Source organism: Yoonia sp. GPGPB17 (assembly GCF_037892195.1).
Taxonomy (GTDB): Bacteria; Pseudomonadota; Alphaproteobacteria; order Rhodobacterales; family Rhodobacteraceae; genus Yoonia.
The window spans coordinates 3323988-3338122 of the sequence record NZ_JATACI010000002.1; the positions used below are offsets into that span (position 1 = coordinate 3323988).

Annotated in this window: 14 protein-coding genes and 4 pseudogenes; 6 read left to right on the top strand and 12 right to left on the bottom strand. The window is 57.3% G+C overall.

Annotated features, from left to right (window positions below; genetic code table 11):
- Window positions 1–69: 69 nt before the first annotated feature.
- The 3 genes and pseudogenes from QTO30_RS17525 (at window position 70) to QTO30_RS17535 (ending at window position 2999) form a co-directional block, all read left to right on the top strand.
- Window positions 70–486, top strand: coding sequence for a hypothetical protein (locus QTO30_RS17525; RefSeq protein ID WP_340425345.1), 417 nt, complete (start codon window positions 70–72; stop codon window positions 484–486).
- Between the two features lie 321 nt (window positions 487–807).
- Window positions 808–2188, top strand: a pseudogene (locus QTO30_RS17530) (leucyl aminopeptidase family protein).
- Window positions 2185–2999: pseudogene (locus QTO30_RS17535) on the top strand (C40 family peptidase). Before QTO30_RS17530 ends, QTO30_RS17535 begins: the two co-directional pseudogenes overlap by 4 nt.
- Here QTO30_RS17535 and QTO30_RS17540 read toward each other — a convergent pair.
- On the bottom strand, window positions 2996–3331 hold the full coding sequence (locus QTO30_RS17540) for a DUF2794 domain-containing protein (protein ID WP_340425965.1): 336 nt from the start codon (window positions 3329–3331) through the stop codon (window positions 2996–2998). The pseudogene QTO30_RS17535 and the gene QTO30_RS17540 sit on opposite strands and share 4 nt — an antisense overlap.
- 214 nt (window positions 3332–3545) lie before the next feature.
- The gene (locus QTO30_RS17545; RefSeq protein WP_340425346.1) at window positions 3546–3809 is read right to left on the bottom strand and encodes an I78 family peptidase inhibitor; all 264 of its coding nucleotides are present in this window, start codon (window positions 3807–3809) and stop codon (window positions 3546–3548) included.
- Window positions 3810–3919: 110 nt separating this feature from the next.
- Here QTO30_RS17545 and QTO30_RS17550 point away from each other — a divergent pair.
- Window positions 3920–5033: pseudogene (locus tag QTO30_RS17550) on the top strand (S-(hydroxymethyl)glutathione dehydrogenase/class III alcohol dehydrogenase).
- 32 nt (window positions 5034–5065) lie between these two features.
- Complete coding sequence (locus tag QTO30_RS17555) at window positions 5066–6034, top strand: serine hydrolase domain-containing protein (protein ID WP_340425347.1); 969 nt, start codon at window positions 5066–5068, stop codon at window positions 6032–6034.
- Between the two features lie 3 nt (window positions 6035–6037).
- Here the strand turns inward: QTO30_RS17555 and QTO30_RS17560 are convergent, their stop codons facing one another.
- Window positions 6038–6655 carry a TetR/AcrR family transcriptional regulator gene (locus QTO30_RS17560; RefSeq protein ID WP_340425348.1) on the bottom strand — a complete coding sequence of 206 codons (618 nt, stop codon included), beginning with the start codon at window positions 6653–6655 and terminating at the stop codon, window positions 6038–6040.
- Window positions 6656–6765: 110 nt separating this feature from the next.
- On the bottom strand, window positions 6766–6954 hold the full coding sequence (locus tag QTO30_RS17565; protein WP_340425349.1) for a hypothetical protein: 189 nt from the start codon (window positions 6952–6954) through the stop codon (window positions 6766–6768).
- A gap of 317 nt (window positions 6955–7271) precedes the next feature.
- Here QTO30_RS17565 and QTO30_RS17570 point away from each other — a divergent pair, with 317 nt between their 5' ends.
- Window positions 7272–8927, top strand: a complete 1656-nt coding sequence (locus QTO30_RS17570; RefSeq protein ID WP_340425350.1) for a sulfatase-like hydrolase/transferase — start codon at window positions 7272–7274, stop codon at window positions 8925–8927.
- A 9-nt stretch (window positions 8928–8936) separates the two neighbouring features.
- Here the strand turns inward: QTO30_RS17570 and QTO30_RS17575 are convergent, their stop codons facing one another.
- The 8 genes and pseudogenes from QTO30_RS17575 to QTO30_RS17610 form a co-directional block, all read right to left on the bottom strand.
- Window positions 8937–9515: a GNAT family N-acetyltransferase gene (locus QTO30_RS17575; RefSeq protein WP_340425351.1), complete on the bottom strand. Its 579-nt coding sequence runs from the start codon at window positions 9513–9515 to the stop codon at window positions 8937–8939.
- A gap of 3 nt (window positions 9516–9518) precedes the next feature.
- Window positions 9519–10439: a molybdenum cofactor synthesis domain-containing protein gene (locus QTO30_RS17580; protein WP_340425966.1), complete on the bottom strand. Its 921-nt coding sequence runs from the start codon at window positions 10437–10439 to the stop codon at window positions 9519–9521.
- On the bottom strand, window positions 10399–11220 hold the full coding sequence (locus QTO30_RS17585) for a hypothetical protein (RefSeq protein ID WP_340425353.1): 822 nt from the start codon (window positions 11218–11220) through the stop codon (window positions 10399–10401). The genes QTO30_RS17580 and QTO30_RS17585 overlap by 41 nt, the downstream gene beginning before the upstream one ends.
- Window positions 11217–11612, bottom strand: a complete 396-nt coding sequence (locus QTO30_RS17590) for a hypothetical protein (RefSeq protein WP_340425354.1) — start codon at window positions 11610–11612, stop codon at window positions 11217–11219. Before QTO30_RS17590 ends, QTO30_RS17585 begins: the two co-directional genes overlap by 4 nt.
- Entirely contained in the window at window positions 11609–12100 is a 492-nt protein-coding gene (gene mobB / locus QTO30_RS17595) for a molybdopterin-guanine dinucleotide biosynthesis protein B (protein WP_340425355.1), read from the bottom strand. The genes QTO30_RS17590 and mobB overlap by 4 nt, the downstream gene beginning before the upstream one ends.
- Window positions 12097–12683: pseudogene (mobA, locus tag QTO30_RS17600) on the bottom strand (molybdenum cofactor guanylyltransferase MobA). The gene mobB and the pseudogene mobA overlap by 4 nt, the downstream one beginning before the upstream one ends.
- Window positions 12680–13210, bottom strand: a complete 531-nt coding sequence (locus QTO30_RS17605; RefSeq protein WP_340425356.1) for a hypothetical protein — start codon at window positions 13208–13210, stop codon at window positions 12680–12682. Before QTO30_RS17605 ends, mobA begins: the two are co-directional and overlap by 4 nt.
- On the bottom strand, window positions 13207–14088 hold the full coding sequence (locus QTO30_RS17610; RefSeq protein WP_340425357.1) for a formate dehydrogenase accessory sulfurtransferase FdhD: 882 nt from the start codon (window positions 14086–14088) through the stop codon (window positions 13207–13209). The genes QTO30_RS17605 and QTO30_RS17610 overlap by 4 nt, the downstream gene beginning before the upstream one ends.
- Between the last annotated feature and the right edge of the window lie 47 nt (window positions 14089–14135).

Sequence of the window (14135 nt, forward strand, 5' to 3'; positions counted from 1 at the left end):
CTGAATTTCGAGAGATTTTTCATCGCCGTCTCAACCTTCTGGGAACCTTGCTTTCCTAAAACCACTGCCATGGAAAATATCACGCGCTTCCCTGCACCCGCCTCAGATGCATCGAAAGATGTTGTTGCTCTGTCTTGCCATCATCAAATGCACTTTGATCCGGTGCCCCTGTCACGGTTATTTGCAGAGCGCGATATGCATGAGGCAGAAGAGATCGTCTGCCGTATGCTGGAAGATATCGCGATGCGGCTGGACATGTTACAGCGTGCGATGGCCGAGCAGACTTTTACAACAATGGAACGACCCGCGCGCCGCATTGCGGCCGTCGCCGATCAGTTGGGTCTGACCGAGGTGGCAATTGCCGTGGGTCATGTGCTGACCTGTCTGGCACAAGAAGATGGGATCGCGTTGGACGCAACGATGGCCCGCCTGGAGCGTAGCTTTGATGTGGCGGTATCCGAGGTGTGGGAGTTTCGGGATTTGTAGTCAAGTAAAGCCGGGACCCAAAAGGGGTAATGTTGCTCACCCTCTCTTATCACCGTCCAAGGCGAGATGATGCTTGTGACTTCTACTTTTTGATGACTTTCACTTAGCCTTCTAGGCTGATCATGCAATTGTTGTTTCGTTTGATCCGGATGTCTTCAGCCGTCTCAGATCTTGGTTTTGATATGATGCGCTTACCCATCGTATTGGGGTTTTTGCGTGATGCTCCATTAAGGTGGATCTCTTTGGCAAAGAGCGATGCTGTCTTGCAGCTTTATGGTCACTGGTTCAGGTTGTGTCTGACCATAACCAAGAGGATACATCATGCCGCTGGCATTCGCCGAACCGACCGACGCTGTCGTCCCCGTTCATGTTGTCGCGGCAGATGCCGTTGATGCAGCACTTGCCCAACTGACCGTCGAGGCGCGTGCCTGGGCCGAGGCGCAGGGGTTTGCTTAGCTCACTTGGCCAGGTCTTGGTGATGCCGGGTCAACAGGGTGAATTGGCGCAGGTTTTGGTGGGTTACGGCAGCGCCGCAAAGCGGGCGCGCGACCGCTTTCATATGGGGACTGTGGCGCGCAAACTGCCAGAAGGGACATATGCGATTATGAGCGGTCTGGAGGGTGACGCGCTGGATGAAGCCGCGCTTGCGTGGCTTCTGGCGGGCTATAGCTATGACCGTTATGTCAAACCATCCTCGCCCATCGCGGGGCTGGTGGCGCCAGAAACCGTTGATGCGGCCCGAATCGCCATTATTGCGAACGGCGAGGCGTTGACCCGCGAGCTGATCAATACACCAGCGTCTGACATGGGACCGGATGAGTTGGAAGAGGCGGCGCGGACCTTGGCGGTTGAGCATTATGCGGGGATCAATGTCATCACTGGCGATGACCTGATCACCAGCAATTTCCCGATGATTCATACGGTCGGTCGTGCCTCCAATCGGCAACCTCGATTGATTGATATGCGCTGGGGTGATGCAGGTCCGCAGCTAACTCTGGTGGGCAAGGGCGTGTGTTTTGACACCGGGGGTTTGAATATCAAACCGGGTAGTTCAATGGGTTTGATGAAAAAGGATATGGGCGGCGCGGCCACTGTGCTGGGGCTGGCCCATATGATCATGGCGTCGGAGTTGCCGTTGCGCCTGCGGGTGCTGATCCCGGCCGTAGAGAACAGCATTGATGGTAACGCGTTCCGCCCACAGGATATTCTGACCTCGCGCAAGGGATTGACGGTTGAGGTTAACAACACCGATGCAGAGGGGCGTCTGGTGCTGGCCGATGCGCTGACGCTATCTGACGAAGATGATCCGGCTTTGGTGATTTCCATGGCGACGTTGACCGGCGCTGCGCGTGTGGCTGTTGGCCCCGATATTGCGCCGTTTTATACTGATGATGACGCCCATGCCGATGCGGTGGCCAAGGCCGCTCGCAAGGTGGCTGATCCGGTGTGGCGGATGCCGTTTCATGAACCCTATGAGGCGATGATCGAGCCGGGGATTGCTGATCTGGACAATGCACCGAAAGGTGGCTTTGCCGGGTCAATTACGGCGGCATTGTTTCTACGCCGCTTTGTGGAAAGCCCCTATATGCATTTCGATATCTATGGCTGGCAGCCAAGTGCGGCCCCTGCGCGCCCACGTGGCGGTGTTGGCATGGGCGCGCGCGCCGTGCTTGAAGCCTTGCCAGAGATGCTGAACCTGTGAGTGACCGTCGCCTGACACCTGCTAATGGCCGCGTGGCGGCGATGCATCTAGCCGGGCAGATAGAGGCGGAGAGGTATGTCGAGGGCGCGCCTGCAATGATCGCTGCGCCTGTGGTTGATCTATGTGCCAGCCCGGATGGGTCGCGTGAGCGGCAGTTGTTGATGGGGGCAGAAGCTGTGGTGTTTGAGGACTTTGAAGGGTGGTCCTTTTTGCAAGCCGCAGACGGTTACGTCGGATACGTCCAGAGTGAAGCCTTGGGCCAGATCACATCGCCCTCGCATTTTGTGGCGACAGTTGCGACACATGCTTATGCCGCCGAAGATTTCAAATCGGCAGATCGGTACAGTTTGCCCTTTGGTGCGCGTGTGACCGTATTGGATGAGCGGCGCAAATTCTTTGAAACCAACGTCGGTTTTGTTCCGAAAAGCCATTTGCGCGGGCTGGACCGGCCTTTCACTGATCCGGCCACGGTCGCGCAGCTGCATTTTGGCGTGCCCTATCTGTGGGGTGGAAACTCAACGCTTGGCATTGATTGCTCGGGTCTTGTGGCAGCGGCGTTGGGTGCCTGCAACATCCCGTGTCCTGCCGACAGTGACATGCAGCGGAATGGCCTGGGTCAGCCGTTTGAGGGGGCTACCAGCGCGGTGATCTGATCTTTTGGGAAGGCCATGTTGGCATGATGGTGGATGCTGAGACGATGATCCACGCGAATGCGCATCATATGGCAACGCTTTATGAGCCAATTGAACGTGCGGTTTTGCGGATTGAGGCGCAGGGTGATGGCCCAGTGATTGCGCGCAAGCGGCTTTAGTCGACGGCTCTAATCAGTTTGCGCTCCAGCACCCGCAGCACCTGCCTCAGGTCGTTGCCCCGTTTCAGGATTTGTCCGTCCATGCCGATCACCGCGTATTGCCCTTGTTTTAGCCGCAGTTTGGGGCGCTTTTCGATCTTATAGAGCGGGTTTTCTGCCGTCCGCCGAAAGACCGAGAATACGGCAACATCGCGGAGGTGCGACATGCCGTAGTCACGCCATTCACCGGCGGCGACCATGCGCCCATAAAGGCTGAGAATCACGTTAAGCTCTGTGCGGTGGAAAGCCACCTGTTCAGGGGCGCGGAACTGCGAGGCTAGCTGGAATGTCATACTGTAGAGTTGCGCCAAACCCCTTCAAAATCAAGGGTTCATCTGCGGCTGCCTTTCTTATGCCTTAAAATGAACACCACAGTGCCGCGGCGGTTGCCAACTGGGAACACAACTGATTGCGACGTTATGTTCATAGCGAAATGCTACCCCGATGTTGCGGTCAATAGCCCCCACCCAGTTCGTGACATCGGGGAACTTCGTTTCCCCCACAGATTTAGCCGCAGTCAATGGCCTGGATTGTTTCGTTTTCGTCAATCTTGAAATTCACCCGATCTGGCCGAAAGTCCATTGTGACCATATCGCCCGGGCGGATCACGCGGACGGGCCCCAGCAGCAGCGTTGTTTCAAGCGCCGTGGCGTCTTGGCCAATCAAGTCGGTGAATTCTTTGGCACCACAGGTGTCTTCAAGTTGTGGTGGAAGGGGCGGTTGGGTGACCGTGCATCCGGCCAGAGCGATAAGAGCAATAATTCGTTTCATAGCGGTATTGTCGCGCCTTTCGCCGCAAACGCAAGCCACGCTGCACAGAGGAGTTGAAATTTCGCTGCATTTGCCTGATCGTCCTTTCAAGTAATAGGGAGTTGATCGACATGCGTACACGTGCGGCTGTAGCACTTGAAGCGGGCAAACCGCTTGAGGTGATGGAAGTGAATCTTGAAGGCCCCAAAGCGGGCGAGGTTCTGGTTGAAATTAAAGCAACGGGCATTTGTCATACCGACGAGTTTACCCTTTCCGGTGCTGACCCCGAGGGCATGTTTCCCGCCATTCTGGGCCATGAAGGTGCAGGCGTTGTGGTTGAGGTTGGTGAAGGTGTCACCAGCCTGAAACCCGGTGATCATGTCATCCCGCTTTATACACCGGAATGTCGCGAGTGTGATTATTGCCTGAACCCCAAAACGAACCTGTGCCAGAAGATCCGTTCGACCCAAGGCGCAGGTGTGATGCCGGACGGCACGTCGCGTTTCTCGATGCTCGATGGGACGCCGATTTTGCACTACATGGGCTGCTCGACCTTTGCCAATCATACGGTGCTGCCCGAGATTGCCCTCGCGAAGGTCCGTGAGGACGCGCCATTCGACAAGATTTGCTACATCGGCTGCGGTGTGACCACCGGCATTGGTGCAGTGATCAACACCGCCAAGGTCGAGATTGGGTCGACGGCAATTGTATTTGGTCTGGGGGGCATCGGTCTGAACGTTATTCAGGGGCTGCGGATGGCAGGCGCCGATCAGATCGTTGGTGTGGACCTGAACCCCGGCAAGATTCCGATGGCCGAAAAGTTTGGTATGACGGATTTCGTGAACCCGACCGATGTTGAGGGTGACATGGTCGCCCATTTGGTTGAACTGACTGGCGGCGGCGCGGATTATACTTTTGATGCCACCGGCAACGTGAGTGTAATGCGCACGGCACTGGAAGCCGCCCATAAAGGGTGGGGCGAAAGCATCATCATCGGCGTAGCTCCTGCCAAGCGCTGAAATTTCGACGCGGCCGTTCCAACTGGTCACCGGCCGTAGCTGGCGCGGGACGGCCTTTGGCGGGGCGTCGGGCCGAACCGATGTGCCCAAGATTGTCGACTGGTACATGCAGGGTAAGATCGAAATTGATCCGATGATCACGCATAAGCTGAGCCTTGATGACATCAACAAGGGCTTTGATCTGATGCATGAAGGTAAATCCATTCGGGCGGTGGTCGAGTTTTGAAGACAGCCTCTTTAGACGTCTTGGCCCGGTCATTGACCGGGCCTTTTGCGTTTTGCGGTATGGCCGTCGCGCAAGGAGGGCAGCGGCATTTCGCGATCAGCCATGCGCCTTTTTTGAACGTCACGCCGCAGACCATGTTTCGGGTCGCGTCAGTATCCAAGGTCGTTGTGGGGCGGGTCGTGGCGTCCCTCGTCGACACAACGGTCACCACGTGGGATACGGATGTTTCCAAAATTTTGGGGTGGACCCTTGAGCATCCGAAGTTCCCCGAACGGCCAGTAACGTTGGGGATGTTGGCAAGTCACTCTGCCGGTCTGGACGATGACGCGGGTTACTTGATTCCACCGCATCAAACCCTGCGCGCCTTTTGTGCCGAGCGAGCGGTGTTTGATGCGCGACCGGGCGCGCAGTTTTGCTATTCCAACTTGGGATACATTGTCTTGGCGGAAGTGATTGAGGCGCTGTCAGGATTGGCGTTTCCAGATGCGGTCGCGCCGTTTCTGCCAAAAAGGGCTGGGTTCAATTGGGTGGGGGTGTCTGACGCGGATCGTCAGAGTGCTTTGCCGACGTATCGGCGGTCCGGTGCCGCATTTCTGGCGCAAGTGGATCAACCGCCCGAGCCCGCGAAACAGGGGCATAATCCTGGCATCTATTCTCCTCAAGGCGGATTACGCACCTCTTTGGAGGGGATGTTGGATATTGCCTGCGGGCTCGGCGAGCCGACGGCGTTATGGACGCCCCAGATGGGTCCGGGGAACTATCTAGACGGGGTGTTTGAAAGCTATGGGGCAGGGGTGCAAATCTTTGACGCACCACTGTTCTATCCGCGTCCCTTGGTTGGGCATTTTGGCAATGCTTACGGGTTCAACGGTGGAGTCTGGTATGATCGGGAACGAAATCTTAGTTTTGCCTACGCGCTGAATGGTCTGGAAATGAATGATGAAAGTGACGCATTCTCTGAGGCTGAGCTGGCTATCTTTCAGGTGATCGCCAATCTCTGACGTCTAAACCCCATACCGCGCCATGAACATCTCAACCGCACCGTTGACCACACGCATCTTTTCCGCGCGAGTGAATTCGTCGGTCATGTTAAAGACCATGCGCGGGAAAAGGTCGGCTTTGCACAATTCATGGAACTGTTCGGCGGCCAGTTCATAGTCCACGATCTCAAGTTCGCCACGATCCACCGCTTTGTGGAAGAAATCCACAAGACGCTCGCGGATCAACAAGGGGCCACTTTCATAGAACTCGCGGCCAAGCTCTGGGAAACGGTCGCTTTCGCCGACGCAGATGCGAAAAATGCGCTTTCCGAACTCGGATGTAATGAAATCGACCATTTCTATCGCGATATCACAAAGAACCTGTCGCACAGGCGCATCCATGTTGATCGTCTCAATCGCGTGATCCGCCTGACGTGCACATTCGGTCCTTGCCACCTGCATGAAAAGAAAGCGTTTGTCGGGGAAATAGCTGTAGAGCGTTGCCTTCGAGACACCCGCCGCCTTGGCGATATCATCGACCGAGGCCCCTTCGAAACCGTCAGATAGGAACACCTGTCTGGCGCCTTCCAACACCTGATCAAATTTCCGGCCTTTTTTGGGTTCGACTGTGCCGTCGGGCATGTGCGGTGCTCCTCCTCAGGCCACCATTATAAACCGATCAGTTCATTTGCAGCAAGGAGATAGCAGCGATGGGGCCAATGGGGACGAGGGGCCCCATCGCTGTCGTGGCGTTACTTGCTTGGTGCTGTGCAAGTCTCGCCAGAAAGTGTCGTTACGTCGCTGCATCCTTGGCTGACCTCAGGGGAGGGCTGAGGCGGATATGTCAACGTGGGAAAACTGACTTGTAACGACAGGGCAGAAGCGGGGGCAGCGGCCATGACGAAGGCGGCGGCGGTGAGGGCAAAGAAGATACGTGGCATGATGTGGTTCCTTCTTGATAACATCTGTTCGCAAAGCATAACTAAACAGTTCAGTTTAGATTGCAAGTAAAAATGAACCGAATAGTTTAGTTTTTGAGGGGAGCTTCGGATTTCATCAAAATACATGCTGATGGCGAACACCCATTGCCGACTTCCAAAGTATCGACCGGTGGCGGTCTTGTTGTTCAGCTAGACCCACGCAACTTGAAAGAGCAGCGCTGCAAATGGAATAGTTTGGGCAGATCACACGTAACTCTATCGAGAGCTTCTGGTACGACACCTCGAAAGCTCGCTATTTTTTGGGAGTGACAGAAGCCATGAATATTCTTTTCATAATGTATGACCAACTTCGATTTGATTACCTCAGCTGTGCCGGGCATCCGCATTTGCAGACACCCAACTTTGACCGCGTTGCCAGTATGGGGGTGCGGTTTACGAATGCCTATGTGCAGTCGCCGATCTGCGGGTCCAGTCGGATGTCCTATTACACCGGGCGTTACCCTTCCAGCCATGGGGCACAATGGAACAATTTCCCACTACGTGTGGGCGAGCTGACCTTAGGCGATCACCTGCGCAAACTGGGCATGGACTGCTGGCTGATCGGCAAAACTCACATGCATGCTGACACCGAAGGGATGAAGCGCCTGGGCCTGGATGAAGACAGTGTGATTGGCGCACGTCAGGCGGAATGTGGGTTCGATGTTTTCATCCGCGATGATGGTCTTTGGGCGCAGGGCATTGCCGGATACTATGACGAAAGCCGCTCGCCCTATAACGAATATCTCAAATCTAAGGGCTATACCGATAGTGACAACCCATGGGCTGATCACGCCAATGCCGGTGTGAAAGAACGCAATCAGATTGCCTCAGGCTGGATGTATGAGAACGCCGACAAACCCGCACACATTCACGAGCCTGACTCTGAGACCGCATGGCTGACCAGTCGCACCATCGATTTCATGAAACAAGCCACTGGCCCGTGGTGCGCCCATGTCAGCTATATCAAACCGCATTGGCCCTACATCGTGCCTGCCCCCTATCATGACATGTTCGGTCATGATCATGTACCCGCGCCGCGCCGTCATCCGGTCGAGCTGGAAAACACGCATCCGGTTTTCAATGGCTACATGGAAAATCAGGTCGGTCAGGCGTTTCAGCGTGACGAGGTTCGCCAAAAGGTTATCCCGGCTTATATGGGCCTAATCAAACAATGTGACGACCACCTGGGCCGGATTTTGGATTTTCTGGAAGACACCGGCGCCATGGACGACACGATGATTGTGCTGACATCCGACCATGGCGACTATCTGGGTGATCATTGGATGGGTGAAAAATCACTGTTCCACGATCAATCTGCCAAAGTGCCGATGATCATCTATGACCCACGCCGCAAAGCCAATGCGACCCGTGGCACAACCTGTGATGCGCTTGTGGAAAGCTTGGATATCGCGGCCACCTTTGTTGAAGCGGCAGGCGGTAAAGTGCCGGAACATATTCTTGAGGGCCGCTCCCTTTTGCCTTGGTTGAATGGAGAGCGCCCAAAGTGGCGTGAATTCCTGATCAGCGAGTTTGACTATTCCGCGAGCACTGTTGGGAGGACACTGGCCGAAGCATATTGCCTGAAGCCCAAGGACTGTCGGCTTTTCATGGTCTATGATGGGTGTTGGAAAATGATGCATGCCGAGGGCGGTTTTAGGCCGATGCTGTTTGACCTTCAGAACGATCCAGATGAATTCATTGATCTGGGTAAAACCGATGCCCACGCGGATGTGATTGAACGACTCTATGGGTATCTCGCGCAATGGGGGCGGCGGATGTCACAGCGCGTGACCAAATCGGATGAAGAGATCGAAAACATGCGCGGCAAGGCCGGGTTTAAGGGTGTTCTGCCGTTCATGTATGACGGGACCGAGGTGCCTGCGCCATTGATCAAACACTATGTCGGGCGGGCGCCAAAGCTGCCCGAGGAATAGTGCCGCAGGCTACACGTCCCGCACCATCGTGGTCGATGCGTTGAACCCAAAGATATACTTGAGGAGCCCGATCTTGACGGTCTTGAGTTCCTTGAACCCGACGTGCCGATAGAGCGCTTTGGCGCGCGGGTTTGTGTCGACCACATCGAGCCGGACTTGGGTGTAGCCGCGCCGCTTGGCTTCATCAATCACCGCATCCAGCAAGGCGGTGCCGACGCCCAGCCCGCGTGCCTCAGGAGCGACGAAAAGCCCGTCCATTAGAAAACGTTCGTTTTCGACGTCCCGTTCCAACAAGGCCAAAAGTGAGATACGGATTGCGGCGCTGGTCCAGCCATAAACGCGGCGCAAGTCCTTAAAGCCGCCGCCGACCAAAGATCCGTGCACGGTTTTGAAACCTGCGATGCCCAGCAGCTTGCCATCGTCATCATGGGCGCAGATGCCGTGGTCAGGCCGCAGGACCGAGCGTACGAACATCAGCGCCTGATACTTGGGCCCCAGCGTAAAACCCAGTTTTTCGCCAAAGGCGTTCCAGTAGAGGGCCGCCGCTTCTTCGCGGTCTTTTTGGGGAATGCCGACGGTGATCTTCATTGGTTAAAAGCTGTTGAACGGTATGTAGGTGACAGGATCACCGGGTGCGACCTTTTGCGCCGGATCGCCAAGTTCTACAAGCCCTGTTGCCCAGCTGAGGCCAGAAACGCGGCCCGAGCCTTCTGAGGCGAAGATCGTAACTTGTCCGCCTTCGATGCGCGCGCGCAGGTATTCGCGCCGCCCTGCCTTCTTGGATTTGCTGAACGCGGCGGGCAGCTGATAGCTGGTTGGGTGTTGCCACGCGCCGCCCGCCATGACGGTAAGTGAAGGTGCGGCGAAGACCAGCGCGCAGACCATCGCCGCGACCGGATTGCCGGGGAGGCCGAAGACGGGGGTGTCGTTCCAGAGGCCAAGCGCCAGAGGTCGTCCCGGTTTCATGGCGATCCGCCAGAGCGCGAACGAACCGGTGCCTTCCAGCAGGGCAGACATATGGTCTTCATCGCCCGCCGAGGCCCCGCCGGACGATAATATGACGTCGCATCTGGTCGACGCGTCATCAAGGATGCCACGGACCGTGTCTCGGTTGTCGGGCGCGCGTCCAAGGTCGATAACGTCGTACCCCCATTTTGTCACCAACGCGCCCAGCATCGGGCGGTTGGCGTCGTAAATCTGGCCAGCGTTTGCGGCGTCGCCGGGCTCTTGGAGTTCATCCCCGGTTGAGAGGATGCCGACGCGCAGGGGCATATGGACCTCAATTGCGCCTACACCTGCTGCAGCGAGCATGCCAAGGTCGGCGGGTGTGACTTTCCGACCCCTGTGCAGGATCACCTGCCCCGCCAGCATGTCCTCGCCCGCGTCCCGCGCGTTGGCCCCGCGTTTAAGGGGGCCATGGAAGCTGACCTCTGATGCGTTTGTGACGACGTCTTCTTGCAGAACGACGGTATCAACGCCTTCGGGTAGGTTTGCCCCCGTCAGGATGCGGATGGCATAACCGGGTGGGACTTTTTTGGGTAGGGTGCGCCTGCGGCAGAACGCCCATCGACCAGTTGTAGGCGCGTAATGCCCTCAGGTGCGGGCCCTGCAAAGCCATAACCGTCCACGGCGGCATTGGGGGCGGGGGGTGTGATCTGACGCATCGGACATCTTGGGCGAGAAAGCGGTCGGCTGCGTCTTTAAGAGCGACAGTTTCGGTGCTGGTGACGCAGGTAAGCTTGTCGCGCAGGTGCTGAAGTGCGTAATCGACTGGTGTCCAATGTGCGCCTTGCGGCATGGCGAAGCAGTCGTTTTTCAAAGGTGGCGGGGCATGTGCGCCCAATGCCGCCCGTTCAAGCATCCCTTCATGACCGAGGCCAAGTATCCAGCCTTCGTTTGTGGTCGGAACCTCAAGCAATTGGGTAAGGTCGCCGGGTGGCATGCCACTCAGCGTTTGGGCCAGCAATTGCACTTGGTGTGCATCTTTGATCTGGCCTTCGGGCATCGTAGCATTAACCGCTTTGGCGATCAGCGAAGGCCAGATTTCAACGATGGCAATGGCAGGTGTCAGGGGTTCGAACGGCCAGACGGCGATGTCCTTGTCAAAGGTTTGGCGCAGGCGGGCGAGCATCGGCAGGCCCATGATGACCTGACTGCCCACTGCACCAGCGCCAGATAGCTGCCAGACGGGGAACGCGCCTTTCGCTTCCGCTTCGGCAACACGCTTCTCGCGCATACCGTGGCCGGTGCGTGCCAACCCCTTGCGCGGCAGGTCGGGGATGTCGCGCTTCAATCCATTGCCCCAAAAGGGGCCAATGCCGGGGAACAGGGCGTTGATCTGCCCTGCAAGGTCAAAACGGTTGTTGGCTTGGGGGTGTCATCGACGCGCGCGGCGAACCAATCCCAGATTGAAAAGGGGTCGTCGGTGCCGGTCAGGGTTTTGCCGAACCCTTTGGGATAGCCAAATGCGAAGTCAAAACCGGCCAGGACGCGGCGGTTTGCGTTGCGTTCGGCACCGAGGAAATCGGCAATCCAGCTTTCGGCCACTTGCCGGTTGCGCAGATATACGGGGGTTTGGGCTATGCCTTTACGCGCAGCACAGACCCAGATCGCGTCCTTTTTGGGGGCCCTGCCGCGGTCGTTGCCGCCGGACCAATCGACCATAAGGAATGTATCGAAGCTCACAACCCGACCTCGGACAGGATGAAGTCAGCGATGGCTTTGGTGTCGTTGAGATCAAAGACCGGTTGGGTCACATCCATTGCGCAATCGCTGGCGACGGCATGGATTGTTGGGTCTTCTTTTGCGATCACCGGGTGGTTCGTCTCGGCCCGGTAGGCCTCGATTTTGGGGTGCTTGTCCCGTTTGTAGCCTTCGACAAGGATCAGATCCACAGGTTCGAGTTGCTTCAGTAGATCAGCAAGTGGAGCTTCGTCGTTCTCGCGCAACTCGGTCATAAGCGCCCAACGCGCGCGCGACGACAACAGCACTTGATGCGCGCCTGCATGCCGGTGGCGATAGCTGTCCTTGCCGGGATGATCGACGTCGAAAGTATGATGCGCGTGTTTGAGGGTGGAAACCGAGAAGCCGCGCCCTGTAATCTCGGCCACCAGCCGTTCCATCAAACCGGTTTTGCCCGCGTTTTTATAGCCCGTGACGCCGTAGATTCTCATAGCATGGCTTCCGCCTGTGCCAGGTCGTCAGGGGTGTTGACGTTGAAGAAGGCCGCATCGTCGGGGAAATGTGACGTGGCGGACCCGTGTTTGTCGGTCCAGAGCACCACTTTACGCAGGCCGTCTTGCAGCGCTGCGCGCAGGTCGTCGCGCAGGGCCGTGGGCCACAGACCAAACGTCGGGTGGCGTCCGCCGGGCGTGCGGGCGAGGGCGATTTCGGTGTTTGCGTCCTCTGCCGCTTGCAGCAGATGCGGGACCAGATCGCAGGGGAAAAAGGGGGTGTCGGCGGCTGCGGTGACAATATGGGTGGCGCCGCGGGTCGCGGCCCAGTCTAGGCCCGCGAGGACGCCGGAAAGCGGACCAGCAAAGCCGCCGATACTGTCTGGTATGACGGGGAGATGCAGGTCGACGAAGCGGGTCGGGTCGCCGTTGGCGTTCAACGCGAGTAGGCGACCTGCGGCTCCAACCGGTCTATGACGTGCGAGAGAATTGTGCCGGTTCCCAGTGGAAGCAAGCCTTTGTCACCGCCCCCCATACGGGTCGCCTGACCGCCTGCCAGAATGACGCCAAGGGGTTGTCTCATGCGGCCTGCTTCCAGCGTTCGATTTGTGTGATGATTTCAGTGGGGTTCGCCTGATCCGTCATCGGGATTGCAAATGCGAGGCCCGCGACATGGACAATCATACCCCGTTTTCCCAGTTTCACGTTTTCAATCGCGGCCCAATTGGTTTGCCAACGGCTCTGTCCGTTCTGGATCGTCATCCCGTCCTGATCAAACGTGGCGGTTTGCGTGCCACGGCCATAGGGTGACTGCGCGCTGTGGCGGGCAACAAGGCGCAGTGGCCAGTTCTGTGCCAAGAGAAACAAGGCTCCGGCTGCCAAGCTGCCGATCCAGACGTAGGGCAGACCGGCTTCTGGCGCGCCGGTTGCAAGCAGTCCGATCGTTATGACAAGCGCCCCGCCGCCGAAAGACACAAGCAGGACCGCAATGATGCCAGAAATCATGTGCAGCCAACGCCATGGCCCCATGATCCAGGCGAAGCTTGCGCCCATTGCTTCGGCAACGGCTTTGGCAGATGTCTCGTACTCAATGACAATGGGTTTGGTCATGCCGCCCCCTTGCGACCGGATTTGCGCGGTTCGTCGGCGACCTTGGTAGGGTCGGCATCGCGGATCAGTCGTTCTTCGCCGGAAAGGCAGACGAACCGCTGCCCTTTCATGCGGCCGATCAGGGTAAGGCCCACTTGCTGGGCGATCTCAACGCCCCACGCGGTGAAACCGGAGCGAGAAGCGAGGACAGGGATGCCCATCATGGCCGTTTTGATCACCATTTCCGAGGTCAGGCGGCCCGTGGTGTAGAGGGTTTTGTCTGCAGCTGGGACGTTTTCGGACAGCATCCAGCCTGCGATCTTATCAACGGCGTTGTGGCGACCCACGTCTTCCATATAGACCAGCGGGCGGTCACCTTGGCAAAGAACCGTGCCGTGGATCGCACCCGCTTCGAGGTAGAGTGACGGAGTCCGGTTGATCGTGGCCGCCAGCGCATAGAGGTCGGAGGTGCGCACTTGGACGTCCGGCAGCGTGACGCCTTCCAACCCATCCATCATATCACCAAAGACGGTACCGACAGCACAGCCGCTGGTGCGGGTCTTCTTCTTAAGTTTGTCTTCATAGGTCGTCAGTGCTTCGGTACGGACCACGACGGTTTCAAGTTCTTCATCGTAGTCGACGCCCTTGATCACGTCGTTTTCGTGCAGCATGCCTTGGTTGCGCAGGAAACCAAGGGCGAGATAGGCGGGGTAGTCGCCGATGGTCATCGCGGTGACGATTTCTTGTGAATTGAGGTAGATCGTCAGGGGACGTTCTTCGACAACGTTAAGATCAATCGCCTCGCCGTTTTGATCGGTGCCCACCACCGGGCGGGTCAACCGCCGTGCCCCGGGATCAGGGGCAATCAGGTAGTCTGATGTATTGTCGATCCGTGCCAATTGTCATTTCCTGTTTGCGTGGTTAAGCCTGTGGCAACGCGGCCAAG